At 67.0% G+C, this 19577-nt stretch carries 20 protein-coding genes; 9 read left to right on the forward strand and 11 right to left on the reverse strand.

The annotated features are described in order from the left end of the window. Positions 1-64 precede the first annotated feature (64 nt). Positions 65-1570: a nucleobase:cation symporter-2 family protein gene (locus tag ACYSM9_RS16145; RefSeq protein ID WP_461857973.1), complete on the forward strand. Its 1506-nt coding sequence runs from the start codon at positions 65-67 to the stop codon at positions 1568-1570. 70 nt (positions 1571-1640) lie between these two features. On the opposite strand, the gene ACYSM9_RS16150 is transcribed toward ACYSM9_RS16145, so the two are convergent. Further along, complete coding sequence (locus ACYSM9_RS16150) at positions 1641-2396, reverse strand: IclR family transcriptional regulator (RefSeq protein ID WP_018761057.1); 756 nt, start codon at positions 2394-2396, stop codon at positions 1641-1643. Positions 2397-2618: 222 nt separating this feature from the next. Here ACYSM9_RS16150 and ACYSM9_RS16155 point away from each other — a divergent pair, with 222 nt between their 5' ends. Genes ACYSM9_RS16155 through ACYSM9_RS16170 form a run of 4 tightly spaced genes read left to right on the forward strand, consistent with a single transcriptional unit; the run spans position 2619 to position 7805 of the window. Further along, positions 2619-4070, forward strand: a complete 1452-nt coding sequence (locus ACYSM9_RS16155) for a malic enzyme-like NAD(P)-binding protein (RefSeq protein ID WP_461857974.1) — start codon at positions 2619-2621, stop codon at positions 4068-4070. A gap of 34 nt (positions 4071-4104) precedes the next feature. Continuing rightward, positions 4105-5703 carry a malate synthase A gene (gene aceB / locus ACYSM9_RS16160; RefSeq protein WP_461857975.1) on the forward strand — a complete coding sequence of 533 codons (1599 nt, stop codon included), beginning with the start codon at positions 4105-4107 and terminating at the stop codon, positions 5701-5703. Between the two features lies 1 nt (position 5704). Next, positions 5705-6979: a DUF6986 family protein gene (locus tag ACYSM9_RS16165; RefSeq protein WP_461857976.1), complete on the forward strand. Its 1275-nt coding sequence runs from the start codon at positions 5705-5707 to the stop codon at positions 6977-6979. Positions 6980-6992: 13 nt separating this feature from the next. Then, positions 6993-7805 carry a bifunctional allantoicase/(S)-ureidoglycine aminohydrolase gene (locus tag ACYSM9_RS16170; protein WP_461857977.1) on the forward strand — a complete coding sequence of 271 codons (813 nt, stop codon included), beginning with the start codon at positions 6993-6995 and terminating at the stop codon, positions 7803-7805. A 79-nt stretch (positions 7806-7884) separates the two neighbouring features. Here the strand turns inward: ACYSM9_RS16170 and ACYSM9_RS16175 are convergent, their stop codons facing one another. Further along, positions 7885-9066 carry a zinc-dependent alcohol dehydrogenase gene (locus ACYSM9_RS16175; RefSeq protein WP_461857978.1) on the reverse strand — a complete coding sequence of 394 codons (1182 nt, stop codon included), beginning with the start codon at positions 9064-9066 and terminating at the stop codon, positions 7885-7887. Positions 9067-9224: 158 nt separating this feature from the next. Here ACYSM9_RS16175 and ACYSM9_RS16180 point away from each other — a divergent pair, with 158 nt between their 5' ends. Continuing rightward, positions 9225-9473 carry a hypothetical protein gene (locus tag ACYSM9_RS16180; RefSeq protein ID WP_461857979.1) on the forward strand — a complete coding sequence of 83 codons (249 nt, stop codon included), beginning with the start codon at positions 9225-9227 and terminating at the stop codon, positions 9471-9473. A gap of 10 nt (positions 9474-9483) precedes the next feature. On the opposite strand, the gene ACYSM9_RS16185 is transcribed toward ACYSM9_RS16180, so the two are convergent. The 3 genes from ACYSM9_RS16185 to ACYSM9_RS16195 all read right to left on the reverse strand — a co-directional run bounded on the left by ACYSM9_RS16185 (position 9484) and on the right by ACYSM9_RS16195 (position 12396). Then, positions 9484-10182 carry an HAD family hydrolase gene (locus ACYSM9_RS16185; RefSeq protein WP_461857980.1) on the reverse strand — a complete coding sequence of 233 codons (699 nt, stop codon included), beginning with the start codon at positions 10180-10182 and terminating at the stop codon, positions 9484-9486. Next, a complete protein-coding gene (locus ACYSM9_RS16190) occupies positions 10182-10472 on the reverse strand; it encodes a hypothetical protein (protein WP_461857981.1) in 291 nt (96 codons plus the stop codon). The genes ACYSM9_RS16185 and ACYSM9_RS16190 overlap by 1 nt, the downstream gene beginning before the upstream one ends. 115 nt (positions 10473-10587) lie before the next feature. Further along, entirely contained in the window at positions 10588-12396 is a 1809-nt protein-coding gene (locus ACYSM9_RS16195) for a glycoside hydrolase family 15 protein (protein ID WP_461857982.1), read from the reverse strand. 63 nt (positions 12397-12459) lie between these two features. Between ACYSM9_RS16195 and ACYSM9_RS16200 the strand changes: the two genes are divergently transcribed. Next, on the forward strand, positions 12460-13191 hold the full coding sequence (locus tag ACYSM9_RS16200) for a DUF72 domain-containing protein (RefSeq protein ID WP_461857983.1): 732 nt from the start codon (positions 12460-12462) through the stop codon (positions 13189-13191). A 56-nt stretch (positions 13192-13247) separates the two neighbouring features. Further along, entirely contained in the window at positions 13248-14291 is a 1044-nt protein-coding gene (locus ACYSM9_RS16205; RefSeq protein ID WP_461857984.1) for an App1 family protein, read from the forward strand. A gap of 10 nt (positions 14292-14301) precedes the next feature. On the opposite strand, the gene ACYSM9_RS16210 is transcribed toward ACYSM9_RS16205, so the two are convergent. From ACYSM9_RS16210 to ACYSM9_RS16225, 4 genes are all read right to left on the reverse strand, one after another. Then, positions 14302-15846 (reverse strand): GH1 family beta-glucosidase, encoded by a 1545-nt coding sequence (locus ACYSM9_RS16210; RefSeq protein WP_461857985.1) that lies wholly within the window; start codon positions 15844-15846, stop codon positions 14302-14304. 95 nt (positions 15847-15941) lie between these two features. Further along, entirely contained in the window at positions 15942-16319 is a 378-nt protein-coding gene (locus ACYSM9_RS16215; protein ID WP_461857986.1) for a hypothetical protein, read from the reverse strand. 52 nt (positions 16320-16371) lie between these two features. Then, entirely contained in the window at positions 16372-16725 is a 354-nt protein-coding gene (locus ACYSM9_RS16220) for a J domain-containing protein (RefSeq protein ID WP_461857987.1), read from the reverse strand. Between the two features lie 72 nt (positions 16726-16797). Continuing rightward, complete coding sequence (locus ACYSM9_RS16225; protein ID WP_461858022.1) at positions 16798-17223, reverse strand: Hsp20/alpha crystallin family protein; 426 nt, start codon at positions 17221-17223, stop codon at positions 16798-16800. Between the two features lie 143 nt (positions 17224-17366). On the opposite strand from ACYSM9_RS16225, the gene ACYSM9_RS16230 reads away from it, so the two are divergent. Beyond that, positions 17367-17684, forward strand: coding sequence for a MerR family transcriptional regulator (locus ACYSM9_RS16230; RefSeq protein WP_461857988.1), 318 nt, complete (start codon positions 17367-17369; stop codon positions 17682-17684). A gap of 63 nt (positions 17685-17747) precedes the next feature. Here ACYSM9_RS16230 and ACYSM9_RS16235 read toward each other — a convergent pair whose 3' ends face one another. Together ACYSM9_RS16235 and ACYSM9_RS16240 are read right to left on the reverse strand one after the other, a co-directional pair. Further along, positions 17748-18545 carry a phosphatase PAP2 family protein gene (locus ACYSM9_RS16235; RefSeq protein WP_461857989.1) on the reverse strand — a complete coding sequence of 266 codons (798 nt, stop codon included), beginning with the start codon at positions 18543-18545 and terminating at the stop codon, positions 17748-17750. 118 nt (positions 18546-18663) lie between these two features. After that, positions 18664-19539: an NAD-dependent epimerase/dehydratase family protein gene (locus ACYSM9_RS16240; protein WP_461857990.1), complete on the reverse strand. Its 876-nt coding sequence runs from the start codon at positions 19537-19539 to the stop codon at positions 18664-18666. Positions 19540-19577 lie beyond the last annotated feature (38 nt).

The following is a 19577-nucleotide window of genomic DNA, read 5'->3' on the forward strand; positions in this document are numbered from 1 at the left end:
CACCTGTTAGCCAGACACCAGTTAGCCAGACGATGACGTCTGCCATGAACCAAGAAAGTCTGCCATGAACACCAAGAAGAAACTGGCCACCGCCGGCACCGCAAAAGCCGGCCGCCAGTCCCGCCCCGAGGACCAGCGGCTCCCCATCGGAAGCACGTTCGCCTACGGTTTCCAGCACGTCCTCACCATGTACGGCGGCATCATCGCCCCGCCCCTGATCATCGGCGCGGCCGCAGGGATGAACTCCCAGGACATCGGCCTCCTCATCGCGGCCTGCCTTTTCGTCGGCGGCCTGGCCACCATCCTGCAAACCGTCGGCATCCCCTTCTTCGGCTCCCAGCTGCCGCTGGTCCAGGGCGTCTCCTTCGCCGGCGTCTCCACCATGGTCGCCATCGTCCACGGCGGCGGCGGCATCCAGGCCGTCTTCGGCTCGGTCATCGCAGCGTCACTGATCGGCCTGCTGATCACTCCCCTGTTCTCGAAGATCATCAGGTTCTTCCCGCCGGTCGTCACCGGCACCGTGATCACCACCATCGGCCTCACGCTGATGCCGGTGGCCGCCAACTGGGCCATGGGCGGCAACAACAAGGCGCCCACCTACGGCAGCGTGGCCAACATCGGCCTTGCCGCGGCCACCATGGGCATCGTATTGCTCCTGAGCAAGGTGGGCAGCGCGGCTATTTCCCGGCTGTCGATCCTCCTGGCCATGGTCCTGGGCACCGGCATCGCTTTCGCCTTCGGCATGGCCGACTTCTCCAAGGTGGGCCAGGGAGAGATCGTCGCGTTCCCCACCCCGTTCGCGTTCGGGCCGCCCACCTTCGAAATCGCGGCCATCATCTCCATGCTGATCGTCATCCTGGTCACCCTGACCGAGACCTCGGCGGACATCATCGCGGTGGGTGAGATCGTAGGCACCAAGGTGGACTCCAAGCGGATCGGCAACGGCCTCCGGGCGGACATGCTCTCCAGCGCCATTTCCCCGTTGTTCAACTCCTTCACCCAGAGCGCGTTCGCCCAGAACGTCGGCCTGGTGGCGATCACCGGCGTCAAGAGCCGGTTCGTGGTCAGCGCAGGCGGCGTCATCCTGGTGGTCCTCGGCCTGCTGCCCGTGCTCGGCCGCGTGGTCGCCGCGGTGCCCACGCCCGTCCTCGGCGGCGCCGGCGTCGTCCTCTTCGGCACGGTCGCAGCCAGCGGCATCCGGACCCTGTCCAAGGTGGACTACAAGAACAACATGAACCTGATCGTGGTGGCCGCTTCCATCGGCTTCGGGATGATCCCCATCGCCGCCCCGGCGTTCTACGACCAGTTCCCCACCTGGTTCGGCACCATCTTCCACTCGGGCATCAGCTCCGCCGCGGTCATGGCCATCCTGCTGAACCTGCTGTTCAACCACCTGCGGGCCGGCAATTCAGACAACCAGTCGGTGTTCGTCGCCGGTACCGAGCGGCTGGTCAAGGCGGAGGACCTCCGCTGCCTGGCCGAGGGCGACCGCTTCGAAAGCGGCAAGCTCATCGACTGCGACGGCAAGGAAGTGCCCATCCAGGCCTCCGAGCAGGCATCAGAACACTAAAACCCAACGCGAAATGGCAGTTCGCGGCAGTGTTTCCCGGAAACATTGCTGCGAACTGCCATCTCGGGGGTTAAGTGCGGTTCAGCTCGCGGGAGATCGCCTCGGCCGCTTCGCGCAGGACCGGCACGGCCTTGTCGGCAAAGTTTTCGTCCACCCGGGAGACCGGGCCGGACACCGAAATGGCCGTGGGGGTGGGCGCATTGGGCACGGCCATGGCGAAGCAGCGGACGCCGAGCTCCTGCTCCTCCTCGTCGATGGAGTAGCCCCGCTCGCGGATGAGCTTGAGGTCCGCCAGGAGTTCCTCGACGTCGCCGATGCTCTTCGCAGTGGGTGTGGGCATCCCGGCCCGGGCCACGATGCCGCGGACGGTGTCGTCGTCCAGCTGGGCCAGGATGGCCTTGCCGACGCCGGTGGCGTGGGTGTGGGCGCGCCGGCCCACTTCGGTGAACATGCGCATCGAGTGCAGCGATGGCACCTGGGCCACGTAAATCACCATGTCCGAGTCCAGCACGGCCATGTTCGAGGTCTCGCCCAGCCGGTCCACCAGGGTCTTGAGCTGCGGGCGGGCCAGGGCACCGAGCTGCTTGTTGGCGCCTTCACCCAGCCGGATGAGCCGCGGACCCAAGGCGTAACGCCGGTTGGGCAGCTGCCGGATGTAGCCAAGCGACACCAGGGTGCGGAGCAGGCGGTGGATGGTGGGCAGCGGGAGGTCCGTGGACGAAGAGAGCTCGCTGAGCGTGACGTCGCCGCCGGCGTCGGTGATGAGCTCCAGCAGTTCGAAGACGCGCTCCACCGACTGCACTCCGCCAGAGGCTTTTTCTGCCATTCCGTTGTCTCCTATGGCTCGGAATCCGACAACTCTTATCCGCATCGTGAAAAGAGTTGGTTAGAACACCCAACATACAGCACGACAGCGCACGCGGCGACGGGAGGCCGCCGGTCATATTCGAAGGGCTTGTCTTTCCATAAAGTAGATAATAATATCCATAATACGAAAACATTCGGATCAGAGCAGAAGCCCGGTCAAGGCCCAACAGGAGGACATTCAATGGCGAACCCCAGCCCCGGAAATTCGATCACCCTGCGCGTGGAAGCACCCTCAAGCTTCAGCGCCACCAGCGAACTCGCGGCAGCCGTGGGTGCAGCCGGCGCCGCGATCACCGCACTGGACGTCACCGAGTCCCACCACGAAACCCTCGTCGTCGACGTCACCTGCAACACCACCGACGACGCCCACGCCGCCCGCGTCAAGGACGCCCTCAACGCCCTCGACGGCGTCACGGTCCAGCACGTCTCGGACCGCACCTTCCTGATGCACCTGGGCGGCAAGCTCGAGGTCGTCCCCAAGGTCCCGCTCCGCAACCGCGACGATCTCTCCCGGGCCTACACCCCCGGCGTCGCCCGCGTGTGCCTCGCCATCGCCGAGGACCCCGCCGCGGCCCGCAACCTCACCGTCAAGCGCAACACCGTCGCGGTCGTCACCGACGGCTCCGCAGTGCTGGGCCTGGGCAACATCGGCCCCGCCGCCGCCCTGCCCGTCATGGAAGGCAAGGCCGCCCTCTTCAAGCAGTTCGCCAACGTGGACGCCTGGCCGGTCTGCCTGGACACCCAGGACACCGAGGAAATCATCCGTACCGTCAAGCTCCTGGCCCCCGTCTTCGGCGGCGTGAACCTGGAAGACATCGCCGCCCCGCGCTGCTTCGAAATCGAGGCGCGGCTGCGCGAGGAACTCGACATCCCGGTGTTCCACGACGACCAGCACGGCACCGCCATCGTGACCCTCGCGGCCCTGGTCAACGCCCTCCGCGTGGTGGACAAGAAGATCGCGGACGTGAAGATCGTGGTCTCGGGCGTCGGCGCCGCCGGCTCCGCCATCATCCAGCTGCTCAAGGCCCAGGGCGCCCGGCACATTGTTGCCGCCGGCCGCTCCGGCGCCATCCACAAGGGTGAGAAGTACGACGACGGGCACCGCACCTGGATTGCCGAGAACACCAACCAGGAGGGCTTCTCCGGCAGCCTGCACGAGGCGCTAGTGGGTGCCGACGTCTTCATCGGCGTCTCCGCCCCAAACATCCTCGCCGAAGAGCACGTCGCCTCCATGGCGGACGACGCCATCGTGTTCGCCATGGCCAACCCCACGCCCGAGGTGGACCCGGCCATCGCGTCCCGGCACGCCGCCGTCGTGGCCACCGGCCGCAGCGACTTCCCCAACCAGATCAACAACGTGCTGGCCTTCCCCGGACTCTTCCGCGGGCTCCTGGATGCCGGGGCAAGCGACATCACCCCGGACATGCTGGTGGCCGCTGCCGAGGCAATCGCCAACCGCGTGAATGATAATGAGCTCAATGCGAGCTACATCATCCCGAGCATCTTCGACCCGCACGTGACCGCCGACGTCGCGGCAGCCGTCGCCGCCGCCGCCCACGCCGCAAACGTTGCAACGGCGGCCGCACCGGCGGACTCTGCCAAGGAACCAGTGCCTGCACTGGCCTCCGCCTGACCGCCCGACTTCCAGCCCAAGGAAAGGACCAGAAATGGCCATCACCGTCACAGATCCCCGGCCGATCAACCGCGCAGAGGAGATCCTCACGCCCAAGGCACTGGCCTTCGTGGAGGAGCTCCACAACCGGTTCGCCGGCACCCGCAACGAGCTCCTTGCGGCACGCGCCGTCAAGCGGCAGCGGGTTGCAGAGACCGGCAAGCTGGACTTCCTGCCGGAGACCAAGGACGTGCGCGACGGCGACTGGAAGGTTGCGCCCGCGCCGGCAGCCTTGCAGGACCGCCGGGTGGAAATGACCGGCCCCGCGTCACCGGCGAAGATGGCCATCAACGCCCTGAACTCCGGCGCCAAGGTGTGGCTGGCCGACCTCGAGGACGCCAGCACACCCACCTGGGCCAACGTCATCGACGCCATCCTGAACCTCCGCGACGCGGCCCAGGGCACCCTGAGCTACACCTCGGATGAGGGCAAGGAGTACCGGCTGCGCACCGACGCGCCGCTCGCCGTCGTGGTGGCCCGGCCCCGCGGCTGGCACATGCAGGAGAAGCACCTGCTGGTCAACGGCGAACCAGCCGTTGGCGCACTGGTGGACTTCGGCCTGCACTTCTTCCACATCGCCAAGCAGCTGGTCCTCAACGGCCAGGGCCCGTACTACTACCTGCCCAAGATGGAAAGCCACCTTGAGGCCAGGCTGTGGAACGACGTCTTCGTCTTCGCGCAGGACTTCCTGGGCCTGAACCAGGGCACCATCCGCGCCACGGTCCTGATCGAGACGATCCCGGCCGCGTTCGAAATGGACGAGATCCTCTACGAACTGCGGGACCACGCGTCGGGCCTGAACGCCGGCCGCTGGGACTACCTGTTCAGCATCATCAAGTACTTCCGCGATGCCGGCGAGGAATTCGTCCTCCCGGACCGCGCCTCCGTGGTGATGACCGCTCCGTTCATGCGCGCCTACACCGAACTGCTGGTCAAGACCTGCCACCAGCGCGGCGCCTTCGCCATGGGCGGCATGGCCGCCGTCATCCCCAACCGCCGCCACCCCGAAGTCACGGCGGCGGCCTTCGAGAAGGTCCGCGCGGACAAGACCCGCGAGGCCAACGACGGGTTCGACGGCTCCTGGGTGGCCCACCCGGACCTGGTCCCCACCTGCCGCGAAGTCTTCGACTCCGTGCTGGGCGACAAGCCCAACCAGGTGGACAAGCAGCGGCCCGAGGTGTCCGTCACGGCCGGACAACTGCTGGACGTGCGCTCGGCCGACGGACAGGTCACCGAGGCCGGCCTGCGCCTGAACCTCTATGTCGCCGTCGCCTACACCGCCGTGTGGCTGTCCGGAAACGGCGCCGTGGCCATCCACAACCTGATGGAGGACGCCGCCACCGCGGAGATCTCCCGCTCCCAGGTGTGGCAGCAGATCCGCAACAAGTCCATCCTGGCCGACACCGGCAACACGGTGACCAAGGAGCTGGTGGAAAAGATCCTGGGCGAGGAAACCGAACGGCTGCGCACCGAGTTCGGCGACGAGGCCTTCCGCCGCTACTACCAGCCGGCCAGCGAACTGATCGCCGACATCTGCCTCTCGGACGACTACACGGACTTCCTCACCACCCCCGCCTACGAACTGGTGGACTGAAATGGCCGCACCCAAGCTTTCCCTGTCAGCAGGGGACCTCGCGCACATTGACGGCCAGCTGGCCGTCACCGACCGGCTCCTGGAGCAGAACTACCCTGGCGACGACGGCTCCCGCCAGCCAGTGCACACGGTGTACGTGCCCGCGGACCGTTTTACGCCGTCGTTCGCTGCCGGCTGGGGCGCCGAGGCACTGGCCGTAGCCAACGCACACGGCGGCTTCGAAAAGCTCGGTTCGCTACTGGGCCAGGACGCCGGCCTCGCCGAGGCCGTCGCCGGCCGGGTGGCCGCCAAGCTCGCCACCGAACCGATCGAGGACCTGCGCCTCGACTTCGAGGACGGCTTCGGGGACAGGGGCGACGACGCCGAGGACGCCGCCGCGGTGGCCGCGGCTTCCGCGGTGGCCCAGGCCGTCGCGGCCGGGTCCGCTCCCCCGTTCATCGGGATCCGCTTCAAGTGCTTCGAGGCGGCCACCCGGGCCCGCGGCCTGCGGACGCTGGACCTGTTCGTCTCGGGCCTGGCCGCGGCCGGTGAACTTCCCGGCGGCCTGGTCCTGACCCTGCCCAAGGTGACCACGGTGGCCCAGGTCCAGGCCATGGACTACGCGGTGTCCCGGCTGGAGGAAGTGCACGGCCTGCCCGCCGGGCGGCTGCGCTTCGAAGTCCAGGTGGAAACCCCGCAGCTGATCCTCGGCCCCGACGGCACGTCCCCCGTGGCGCAACTGCCGCATGCCGTGCCGGGCCGGATCAGCGGGCTGCACTACGGCACCTACGACTACTCGGCGTCGCTGCAGATCTCCGCGGAATACCAGTCCATGGAGCACCCCGTGGCGGACTTCGCCAAGGAGGTCATGCAGCTGGCCGTGGCCGGCACCGGCATCCGGCTCTCGGACGGCTCCACCAACATCATCCCGGTGGGCGACAACGTGGAAAACGCCTGGGCACTGCACGGGCGCCTGGTCCGCCGGTCGCTGGAACGCGGCTACTACCAGGGCTGGGACCTGCACCCGGCCCAGCTGCCCAGCCGGTTCGCCGCCACGTACGCCTTCTACCGCGAGGGCCTGCCGGCCGCCGCCGCCCGCCTGCGCAACTACGTCGAGCGGACCGAGGGCGGCGTCATGGATGAACCCGCCACCGCCCGCGCCCTGGCAGCGTTCGTGCTTCGCGGCGTCCAGTGCGGCGCCGTGGGTGCCGAGGAGGTCCAGGCGCTTGCCGGCGTCGGACTTCCGCAGCTCACCGCGCTGGCGCACCCGCGGCTGGCCACCACTTCCAACTCCTAAGCAAAGGACCACGATGGGCAAGTACTACTACCCCCAGGGCGGCCTGCCGCCGCAGACCCACCTCACCACCGAGCGGGCCATCGTCACCGAGGCCTACACGGTGATCCCCAAGGGCGTGCTGACGGACATCGTCACGTCCAACCTGCCGGGGTTCTCCAACACCCGGTCCTGGATCATCGCCCGCCCTATTTCCGGTTTCGCCACCACGTTCTCGCAGCTGATTGTTGAAATCGGAGCGGGCGGCGGGGCGCCGAAGGCCGAGTTCGAAGCGGGCGTCGAAGGCGTTGTCTTCGTGACGAAGGGCAGGCTCAACCTGACCCTCGACGGCGAGCTGCACCAGCTCGAGGAGGGCGGCTACGCCTACCTGGCGGCCGGTTCGGAGTGGGGCGTGGAGAACGTCTCCGACGACATCGTCTCCTACCACTGGATCCGCAAGGCGTACGAGCGGCTCGAAGGGTACGAGGCCAAGTCCTTCGTCACCAACGAAAAGGACGTGGAGCCGACGTCGATGCCGGACACCAACGACGTTTGGAAAACCACGCGCTTCACCGACTCCAGCGACCTGGCGCACGACATGCAGGTCAACATCGTGACGTTCCAGCCCGGCGGCGTCATCCCGTTCCCGGAGACGCACGTGATGGAGCACGGCCTCTATGTCCTGGAGGGCAAGGCCATGTACCTGCTGAACAACGACTGGGTGGAGGTGGAGGCCGGCGACTTCATGTGGCTGCGCGCCTTCTGCCCGCAGGCCTGCTACGCCGGCGGGCCCGGCGAGTTCCGGTACCTGCTGTACAAGGACATGAACCGCCAGGTGAAGCTCACCTAGGCTTTCGCCGGTCCAACCGCGCATGACAGCAGGCGCCTCATGGAGCTCCATGAGGCGCCTGCTGTTCATTTATGGGGGCTTAAGCCGCCGGGTTGAGGACCACCTTGATGCAGCCGTCTTCCTTCTTCTGGAACTTCTCGTACAGCGCGGGGGCGCCATCCAGGTTCGAGCGGTGCGTGACCAGGTCCATCACGCCCAGCGGATCGGCGTCGTCCTCCACCAGCGGCAGCAGCTGGTCCGTCCAGCGCCGCACGTTGCACTGCCCCATCCGCACCTGCAGCTGCTTGTCGAACATCGTGAGCATCGGCAGCGGGCTGGCCTGTCCCCCGTACACGCCCGAGAGTGAGATCGTGCCGCCGCGGCGCACGGCGTCGATGGAGGCGTGCAGTGCCGCCAGCCGGTCCACGCCGCCGGTCTCCATCGCTTTCTGCGCCAGCTTGTCCGGCAGGAGTCCGAGCGCCTGGTGGGCGAATCCTGCCACCGGGGAGCCGTGGGCTTCCATCCCGACGGCGTCAACCACCGCGTCCGGGCCGCGTCCGGCGGTCATTTCCCGCAGTTCGTCGCCGATGGTTTTGCCGTAGTCCAGGGTTTCCACCCCGTGGCGGGCGGCCATGGCGCGGCGTTCGGGGACGGGGTCGACGCCGATGACGCGGAAGCCCTGGTGCACGCCGATCCGGCCGGCGAACTGGCCCACCGGGCCGAGGCCGAAGACGGCCAGGGTGCCGCCGGCGGGGACGTCCGCGTACTGCACGGCCTGCCAGGCGGTGGGCAGGATGTCGGAGAGGAAGAGGTAGCGTTCGTCCGGAAGGTCGTTGCCGACTTTGACGGGGCCGTAGTCGGCGTGCGGCACCCGCAGGTACTCCGCCTGGCCGCCGGGGACGGAGCCGTACAGTTCCGAATAGCCGAAGAGCGCCGCGCCGGATCCCTTGTCCTTGACCTGCGTGGTTTCACACTGGGACTGCAGGCCCTGCTTGCACATGAAGCACGAGCCGCAGGAGATGTTGAACGGGACCACCACGCGGTCGCCCTTGCGAAGGTTGGTGACGGCGCTGCCAACCTCCTCCACGATGCCCATCGGCTCGTGGCCGATGACGTCGCCTTTGTGCATGTAGGGGCCCAGGACTTCGTAAAGGTGCAGGTCGGAGCCGCAGATCGCGGTGGAAGTGATCCTGATGATTGCGTCCGTAGGTTCCTGGATGACGGGGTCTGGTACTTCCTCCACGCGTACCGACCGTTTTCCTTGCCACGTCAGTGCTTTCACAATCTCCCTTTCGTTGCAGAGTGTCCTTCGACGCTACCGGCTTTCGGCATAAAAAGTAAGCATGCTGATGAAACCCTTGTGGTCCCGGCCTGCTGCTTCTAGCGTTATAAGCGCGGAACACCCAGGCAGGCCCGAAGAGCGAACGAAAGAGGAACGCCATGTCCTTGTACCAGCCGGAACCGGTCGAGATCTCCACCCGCATGCGTCCCGGGGAATGGACGGAAGCCAGCCTGGAGGAACTGGTGGGCACCTACCGGACGCGGATCGCCGAGATGGGCGCACCCGCGGCGGACATCGTCACGGACATTGAGCGGAACGACGACGGCTCCGTCAAGGTGGCGGTGTCCTGGGCCAAGCCGGCGGTTGCCGGCGACGAGGACTCGGTGCCGGGCGGACAGCCGCTCTAGGCCGGTAATTCTAGGAGAACAGCCGGCCGATCACGCTTGAGGCGAGGTTGTCGAGCAGGTCCCGCGGGCCGCTGTAGACCTCCGCCGCGCCGGCTTCCCGGAGTTCGACGGCGTTGACGCCCCCGCAGGTCAGGCCGATCGAAGGGATGTCCAGCGCCGCGGCCGCCTTCATGTCCCAGACGGCGTCCCCGACATAGACGGCGTCCGCGGCAGCGATGCCGACGGCGTCCAGCGCCGCTTGGAGGATGTCCGGCGCAGGCTTGCTTTCCTTCGCGTCATTGGCGCTGGTGGCGGCGTCGATGAAGTCATCGGCTTCGAGGACGCCGCGCATGACCTGCAGGTCCTTCTCCCGGGCCGATGAGGCGAGCGCCACGGCCAGGCCGCCGCCGTGGCATTGCCCCAGGAGGTCCCTGGCGCCGTCGAAGGCCCGCAGCGACGGCCAATGGGAGGCATACAGCGCACCATGGCTGGCCATGATCTCCTCGTCTTCGGCGCGGTCACGGCCGCCGGGCAGGACGCTGTCCACCAGCCGGGCGCCACCCATCCCCACGAAGTGGTGGATGCTGGCCATCGGCACGTCATGGCCGTACTGGCGGAACGCGCCCCACCACGAGATGGTGTGCAGGTAGGACGAGTCGATCAGCGTCCCGTCGACGTCGAAGAGAACCCCGCGGCGGGGACCGCCAGGGGGTGCTGCGGCGGCGGCCATCAGCCCACCACGGCCCGGCGGACCGGCGGCAGCTTCTTGCGCTTCGCCGCCTCCTCCTTGGGGACGCTGACAGGCCGCACGCGGTCGCGGATCACAGACCCGGCGCCGTCGTGGCTCTTGTCCCTGATCAGCCCGGTACCGGCGATTTCCCTGGCCATGGCGACCCCGGCAACGGCGGCGCGCTTGGTCGGAAAGGTCACTGAGATGGCCATCAGGTTCCCCGCACCGTCCAGCATCCGTACGCGGTAACCGCCGTCAGGTGCGTCAACGAGCTCAAAATGTCCGGCCATAACTATCACTCCTCGGTCGATCACGGCATTGTGCCTGCCCGGCACACCGTGAGGTGTTAGTAAGTATACTTATCTGTTCCGCGAAGGAGAAGTTCCAGCCCCGGTCCGTGCCGCCTCAGCGCGAATCCGCCCTCTCGGGCGGAATGGGGGTATCACTGCGCCGAACCGTATCCTGATGCAGCTCCAGGGCGCTAGTCACAAGGGCAAAATGGCTGAATGCCTGCGGGGTGTTACCCAGCTGGCGCTGAGCCTTCACAGCCCATTCCTCGCTCAGCAGCCCCACGTCATTGCGCAGGTCGAGCAGCCGCTCGAACAGTTCCCTGGACTCCGTCCGGCGCCCGGCACCCAGCAGCGCCTCCACCAGCCAGAACGAGCAGGCCAGGAAGACGCCCTCGTCACCGGGCAGGCCGTCGTCGCTCTTCTCCGGCCGGTACCGCAGCACGAAACCGTCCTGCGTCAGCTCGCGCTGGATCGCCTCGATGGTCCCCACCACCTTGGGGTCGTCGGGAGGCAGGAAACCCACCCGCGGGATGAGCAGCAGGCTGGCGTCCAGCTCAGGACGGCCGTAGGACTGGACGAAGGTATTGCGTTCGGCGTCGAAGCCGTTGGCCATGATGTCTTCGCGGATGGTGTCCCGCAGCGCCTCCCAGCGCTCCACCGGGCCCGGCAGCCCCGATTCGCGCACCCCCTTCACCATGCGGTCGGCGGCCACCCAGGCCATGACTTTCGAGTGGGTGAAATGCCGGCGCGGGCCCCGCATCTCCCAGAGCCCGTTGTCAGGCTGGTCCCAGATCGTTTCGAGGTGCTCCATCAACGCCACCTGCACGTCCCAGGCTTCATCGGTGTGCTTGAGCAGGGAGTTGCGCGTCAGGGCGAGGCAGTCGAGCACCTCGCCCCACACATCCAGCTGGAACTGTTCCGCCGCGGCGTTTCCGATCCGTACGGGCGTGGAGTTCTCATAGCCCTTCAGCCAGGAGAGCTCCAGCTCGGGAAGGCGCCGCTCGCCGTGGATCCCGTACATGATCTGCAGGTCCGCGGGGTCACCCGCCACGGCGCGGAGCAGCCAGTCCCGCCAGGCAGCGGCCTCCGCGGTGTAACCGGCCGCGAGCAGGGCCTGCAGGGTCATGGTGGCATCCCGCAGCCAGCAGTAGCGGTAGTCCCAGTTGCGCGGGCCCCCGGGCTGCTCGGGCAACGAGGTGGTGACGGCCGCGACGATGCCGCCGGTGGGGCCGTAGGTCAGCGCCTTGAGCGTGACGAGCGAACGGATCACCGCTTCCTGGTATTCGCCCTCGAAGGTGCATTGCGAAGACCAGCCGCGCCAGAACGCAAAGGTGGACTCGAGCACCTTTTCGGCCTCCACCGTGACCGGGCGTCCCACATGGCTGGGCGCCCAGGTGAGCACGAACGGCACCTTCTCCCCAGCGTTGACGGTGAAGTCGCTCAGCGTGTGCATGTTCTCCCCCTGGAGGGGCGCGGGAGTGACGAAGTAGACGGCGTCCGGCCCGGCGATCGCATGCAGGCCGTATTTGTCCCGCCGCACCCACGGGACGATATGCCCGTAATCGAACCGGAGGGTCAGCTCTCCATGCATCCTGACGCTGCCGCTGATCCCCTCGACGATGCGGACGATGTCAGCCACGGAGTCGCGCGGCGGCATGAAGTCGGTGACCCGGACCGTTCCGTCCGGGGTTTCCCACTCCGTGTCCAGGATCAGGCTGCCGTCGCGGTAGCCGCGCCGCGTGCACGTGCCGCCGCCTTCGGGTGCCAGCAGCCAGCGGCCGGCGTCGGGAGTGTCCAGCAGCGCGTTGAAGCAGGCCGGGGAGTCGAACCGCGGCAGGCAGAGCCAGTCGATCGAGCCCTCCTTGCTGACCAGGGCCCCGGTTTGAAGGTCGCCTACCACCGCGTAGTCCTCAATGCGCGCCATGCCATAACCCTGCCACACGCAGCCCCGGCCCGGTGTGGAAACTGCGGGTGTAGCCTGAGGGAAATGGCAATCCACATTGGCACCTCCGGCTGGAGCTACGACCATTGGGAAAACGTCCTGTACCCGCCGGGGCTGCCCGTCCGGGACCGGCTCCAGCACTACGTCTCGCGGTTCAACACGGTGGAGTTGAACGCCAGCTTTTACCGGTGGCCGCGCGATACGTCCTTCGCGGGCTGGAACAAACGCCTGCCGCCTGGTTTCAGCATGTCCGTCAAGGCCCCGCGGGGGCTCACCCACGCCCGCAAGCTGTACTCCCCGGAAGTGTGGGTGGAGCGCATTGCCCGGTGCTGGCATGAGCTCGGGGACAAAAGGGCCGTGCTCCTGGTGCAGCTGCCCCCGCAGCTGGCGCGGGACGATGCAAGGCTCGACTACTTCCTGGCTGCAGTTCCCCCGTGGATCCGGGTGGCCGTGGAATTCCGCCACCCCAGCTGGGAATGCCCGGAGGTGTTTGCCCTGCTGGAACGGCACCAGGCTGCCTACTGCATCATGAGCGGGGCCAACCTTCCCTGCACCTTGCGCATCACGGCACCCTTCGCGTACGTCCGGCTTCACGGACCGGACCATGAGCACCTCTACGGCGGGTCATATTCCGATGCGGACCTGCGGTGGTGGGCGGACCGGATCAGGGAGTGGGCCGGCGAGGGCCTCGATGTCTACGCATATTTCAATAACGACGGCGGCGGCAACGCCGTGCGCAACGCGCAGACCCTGAAGCACATACTTGGCGACGGCTGACGGCTGGAAGCGCCCGGCGCCGGGTGCCTGCGCCCACCCTGTGGCAGAGTGGTGCCATGGATAATGCGCTCCAGGGCAACCGGGTCTTCCGGCTGGCCCACTGGCTGTCCGACGCCGTCAACGACGTGCGGATCCGGCTGGCCAAACGCTGGAACTTCGTTCCCCAGACCATCGCCTACCAGGGCTACGGATCCACCACAAGGGTGCGGGTGCTGGGGCGGGTGCTGCTGGCCGGGACGCCGCTGCCGGGCAGCAAGGCGGAGCACGAAGCGAAAAACGGCAACCAGAACATCCGCGGCTGGCGTGCCTTCACCAGCGTGCCCTTGCAGTACACCGACGTCGAAATCACCATCGACGGCACCGTCACGCATGTCACGGCGGACCGTGGTGGACTGATCGATACCGAAGTGGAGGTCCAGCTCTCGCCGGGGTGGCACACCGCTGTGCTGCGGGCGGCGGGAACGGAGCCTGCAGAGGCCCTTATCCAGGTGATCGCCCCGGATGTGGAGTTTGGAATCGTCTCGGACATTGACGACACCGTCATGGTGACCGCCCTGCCGCGGCCGTTCCTGGCGCTGTGGAACACGTTCGTGCTCAGCGAGCGGGCCCGCATGGCCACTCCCGGGATGGCCGTGCTGCTGGACCGGCTGACCATTGAGCACCCGGAGGCGCCGGTCATCTACCTCTCCACGGGCCCCTGGAACGCGGCCCCCACCCTGGCACGGTTCCTCAACCGCAACATGTACCCGAAGGGCGCGCTGCTGCTGACCGACTGGGGGCTGACCCAGGACCGGTGGTTCCGCAGTGGCCAGGACCACAAACACCGCAACCTGGAGCGGCTCTCCCAGGAGTTCCCGGACATGCGGTGGCTCCTGATCGGCGACAACGGCCAGCACGATGAAGCCATCTACTCAGGCTTTGCGGCGCAAAACCCGGACAAGGTGGCGGCCATCGCCATCCGGCAACTGTCCATCAGCGAGTCGGTGTTTGCCGGCGGCCACTCAGAGGACGGCGACCACACCGCGTCCAGGGTGCCGTGGATCTACTCCCCCGACGGCGCGGGCATGGCCAAGCAACTGGCCATGCTGGACCTGCTCTAAGCCACCCCTGCTACGCGCTGGCACCCAGCGCGGCGCCGTCATCGGGCGCTTCATTGCCGATGCCCTCCGGAACCACCGCCTGCGCGATGGCGGCCCCCGCCGCGGCAGCAAGGTTCCGTTCCTCGATGAGCTCCTGGAACCAGAAGTACGAGGCCTTGGGCGTGCGCTCCAGCGTTTCGAAGTCCACATGCAGGAGGCCGAAGGGCTGGTTGTAGCCGGCGGACCACTCGAAGTTGTCCAGGAACGACCACACGTAGTAGCCGCGCAGGTCCACGGACTCAGCCTCGCCGCCGGGCGCAGTGGCCCGCAGGGCGGTCTCGAGGTGGTCTGAGATGTACTTCAGCCGGCGCTCATCCGGAATGAACGTGGTGTTGCTGGACTTGTCGCGGACAATGATGTCCTCGAAGCTGGCTCCGCCCTCGGTGATGATGACGGGCGGGAGGTTGGGGTACCGCTCAGCCATCTCCTTGAGCGCAACAGCCATGTACTCCGGCTTCACGGGCCAGCCGTAGGCGGTGATGTCCGCTTCGGGCCACGTTTCGACGTGGAACGGCGTTGCCCCGCTGCCCGTTGCGCCCAGGTCGCTGCCCATGGCCTCCGCCATGCTTGACGGTACGGTGCCGCCACCGGGGCCGGCCCCCACCTTGGTGGGCATGTAGTAGTTCAGCCCGTAGAAGTCCAGGGGCTGGGAGATGATCTCCATGTCCTCTTCGGGATGCTCGAACGAACTGAAGAACTTGGCGGCCCGGATCAGGTCGGGGTATTTGCCCGTAAGGACCGGGTCCGCGTAGAGCCGGTTCTGGCCCAGGTCCATGAGCCCGGCGCTGATCCTGTCCAGCGGATTAATGGAGTTCGGCACCATGGGCGAGTACACGTTCGTCATCCCGATTTCCCCGGGCACCTTGGCGGCGCGAAGGGCCTGGACGGCAAGTCCATGCGCCAGCAGCTGGTGGTGGACGGTGGGGAAGGCACCGAGGGCCAGCTCCTTGCCGGGCGAGTGCAGCCCGAATGCGTAGCCATTGGCGCTGACCGTGGCCGGCTCGTTGATGGTCACCCAGCGGGCCACCCTGTCCCCGAACGCCTTGGCCACGATCGCGGCGTACTCCGCCATCCGGTAGGCGGTGTCCCGGTTCATCCAGCCGCCCGCTTCATCAAGTTCCAGGGGCGTGTCCCAGTGGTAGATCGTAGCCATCGGCGAGATGCCGTTGGCGAGGAGCTCGTCCAGGAGCCGGTCGTAAAACGCCATGCCGGCACGGTTGGCCCGGCCGCTGCCGCCGGGCTGGATGCGCGGCCAGGAAAACGAGAACCGGTAGGAGTCGACGCCCAGTTGCTTCAGCAGTGCAACGTCCTGCGGCATGCGGTGGTAATGGTCGGTGGCCACCGCCGGGCTGTGGCCTTCGACGATGGACCCGGGTTTGGCGGCGAACCTGTCCCAGCCGGCCGGCCCGCGGCCGTCCTCCTCCAGCGCGCCTTCGATCTGGAATGCTGCGGTGGCGACGCCAAGCGTAAACCCCTGGGGGATGAGCGCTGCGAGGTCCTTGGCGGAGATGTGCATGGGGTTCAGCCTTTGTGACGGTGGTTGGAGTACGTCCCAGAATGGCACAGCGGGGGACGCCTGACGAGCAGAATCTCCGCTATGGCCGCCGGCCGTTACTGCGAGCCGAACAGGAACTCCTTCGCATGTGCCACGGCCTTGCGGAACGCGTCGTTGCGAAGGGTCACCAGGTGCTCGGTATCGCCGTCTGACGGTTCGAGGTAGCCCGTGTACCCGGGCCGCAGCACCCAGATATCGCCTGCCGGCGGGAGGTAGAACACCCCGAAGGAGCGCTGCTGCGTTTCCTCCGCCGTCCAGACCGGCACCACTGCCAGCGCGGCGCCGGTGGCCGGATTGATCCACTGCGCACGCGGCAGTGGCTCCTCATGCGCCTCGGGGTCCAGGAATGGCGCGGTTCCCTTCCCCCAGCGCTGTTCAAAGCGCTCGTGGAAGGCCGGGATCAGGTGCGAATCGTAGCGGCGCCAGTCGCTCATGCGGATGTCCTCCTCGAGGTTGTATTCCGTCCCTGTCCGGAAAGTGCAGGGGTCAGGCCCAGGGCCCGCTTTCCCAGCGCACCGGGGTCACCCGGATCGCCGGGCCGGGCGCACCATTGGAGCCGCGGACATGCCGGACGGGAATGATGGTGGGCGCCGATGAGGTCAGCGTCCTGTCGTAGGCGGCGCGGCGCTTCGGGTCACGCAGGACGTTGAACGCCTGCATGATCCTGAGCAGTTCGTCCTCCTGCCCTGGAGGGTGGCCGGGCCCGTTCGCCTGGTCCGGGCCGCCGTCCATGTCCGGGTGGTAACTGCGCATGAGGGCCCGGTAGGCGCGCGCGATCTCCTGCTGCGTGGCATCGGCGCCCACGCCGAGGATGGAGTAGTAATCGTCCGTATCGCTCATCCCGGCCCTCCCGTGGTGCCGGGCGGGGCGGCGGACGCCCCGCCCGTCGCAGGTTTCCTGCAACTCCCCTGGCTAGGTTCCGATTTCCTGCCGCTGTCCTTGCTGGGTTGCGATCTCGATCTTGCGCGGCTTGGCCTGCTCGGCAACGGGGATCCGCAGGGTCAGGACGCCCTGGTCGTAGCTTGCCTTGATCTTTTCGGTGTCCAGGGTGTCGCCGAGGATCAGCTGCCGGCTGAAGACGCCCCGCGGACGCTCAGCAGCCACCAGCTCCACGTTGGGCTGGGTTGGATCCTGGCGTTCGGCGCGTACCGTGAGGACATTGCGTTCAACGTTCAGGTCCAGCGAATCCACCTTCACGCCGGGCAGGTCGAACGCCACGACGAATTCGCCATCCTCCTGCCATGCGTCCATGGGCATGGCGGCCGGGCGGGCCGCGGTCCCGAAGACCTGCTGCGTGAGCCGGTCCAGCTCACGGAACGGGTCCGTACGCATCAACATCATTTCCCACTCCTTAAGACTTCCAGGTGCCGGATCTTGTCGCTACCCACCAGCCACAATCTATGGTGGTGGATATAGATTTTTTATAGCACCAGTGGGAAACTGAAGCAAGACACAGGCAGGAACGAATTCAAGGGGATGACATGGCCGAGCCCACCGCGGGACAAGGGCCCCGGCCTCCGGGTTCACGGGCGCTGTACGCCATCTCAGTGGCAGCCGAACTCACGGGAACCGGACAGCAGAACATCAGGCTGTACGAGACGAAGGGTCTGCTGACGCCCTCCCGGACCGCGGGGGGCACCCGGCAGTACAGCGACGACGACATCGCGGTGCTGCTGCGGATCGGGGAACTCCTGGAGCAGGGACTCAACCTCGCCGGCGTGGCCATGGTGCTGGAACTCGAGGCCACGAACCTGAAACTGCACCGGGCCCTCAAACGGGCAAGGTCGAGGCCCAAATAAGCGCAGGCGGCCCAAGGCGCAGGCAACAACCCGAGCGCAGGCAGCCCAACCGGCCCTGGCGGCTCAGTCCCGCGGCGACTCCGCCCTGGACAGCTCCCCGGTGATCGGTTCCCCGGGTATGCGGGCCGTGCGCCAGGTATCCAGGGCGATCACGCCGCCGAGGATGAGCAGCGACAGGGAGAACGAGGCGAGGGCGTCGCTGAGCCAGTGGTAGCCCAGGTAGAGCCGGCTCACCGCGGCCAGCACGATGCCGACTCCTGCCCCGACGAAGCCGAAGAACGCAGCCCTGTTGTTCCGGCGCCGCGAGAAGATCAGGAACGTCCCCACCAGCAGGAAATCGCACGCGCCGAGCACGTGCCCGGACGGGAACGAGAAGGTCTGGTCCACGCCGAAGAGCATTTGGTCGATCGGCGGCCGGGAACGCTGGACGATGTGCAGGATGATCTGGGAGATGATCACCCCCGTCAGCATCGCCGACGCGAGCAGGATGGGCCGCCAGGCATGTTTGGCGGCAAATCCCCAGACGAGGATGATCACCAGGATGATGATGGGCAGGGCGACAGGACCAAAGAGCACCGCCAGGAAGATCATGATGGCAGTGACCGGCGCGGAACGCTCCGTGACCAGCCAGTCGTGCACGGGCCTGTCAACCGTGGCCAGGCCGTCAGCCTGCACCACGCTGATCAGCGTGGCAATGAACAGTGCCATACCCACCACGGCGAGGATGACCGCCGCCATGTAGAGGCCACGCCGGTCCTCCGGTTCCAGGTAACGCTCCTCCACCACGAACTTCTCGTGGAAGGCGCGCCACCAGCGGGTGTTCTTTTCGGGGCTCCGCGAGCCTGCTGATTGATGTGCCACGTGTGCTGCCCGTCCCTGCGCCGTAATGATTGCCTAGGGTGAACATTATCCGGCCCGGACGCCATCCACTCCACCCGGGTGCCGGGAAGGTGGCGTACCGGAAGGCTAGGAGGGACCTTTACGGGGTCTTCTCCCCGCCCGTGCCGGCCGGCACATGGTTCCGCCAGCTGTGTTCCGGCTCGAACCCGAGCAGCCGCCGCGCCTTGTCGATGGACAGCATGGTTTCGTGTTCGCCCAGTTCCTTGGTGACCTTGACGTTAGGGAAGACCTCGGCCGCAAGGCTGGCACTGTACCGGTTCATGACGGTATCGGCGTTGGCGACGATGAACGCTTCGAACCCCGGCTTGGCGTTCTCCAGCGCCCGCACCACAGCCTGCGCGCCGTCCCGGCCGTCGATGTAGCCCCACAGGTTCCATTTCCGCAGCATGGGGTCGGAGTCGAAGGAGGGGAACCGGGCATAGTCCGCCTCATCCATGACGTTGGAGAACCGCAGCCCGGTGATGCTGAGCTCCGGGTCCCAGCGGGTCAGCTCCACCGCCATCTGTTCCTCCAGGTGCTTCACCAGGGAGTAGGTGCTTTCCGGCCTGGCCGGGTATTCCTCGTCCACGGGGATGTAGGGCGGGTCGACGTCGAACGGCAGCCCCAGCACCGTCTCGCTGGAGGCATACACCACCTTCTTGATGCCGGCGCGCCGGGCTGCCTGGAACACGTTGTAGGTGGAGAGCATGTTGTTCTCGAACGTGGCTGCGTCCGGAAGGATGCCCGGGGCGGGGATGGCACCGAGGTGCACCACGGCGTCGAACCCGTCATGCCGGTCATCGACGCCCAGCATGGCGTCCACCACCTGGCCGTAATTGCGCAGGTCCACCACCAGCAGCTCCGGGCTGCGCGCCCCTGCCCGGTCCAGGCTGAGGACCTGGTGGCCGTCGTCGTTGAGCCGGCGCACAACATGGCGCCCGAGTTTTCCGCTTCCGCCGGTAACGGCAATTCTCATCAGTGGTTCCTTCCGTTGGAGTAGCGTGGTGGGTTCGC

It is taken from the genome of Arthrobacter sp. C152, assembly GCF_054890965.1.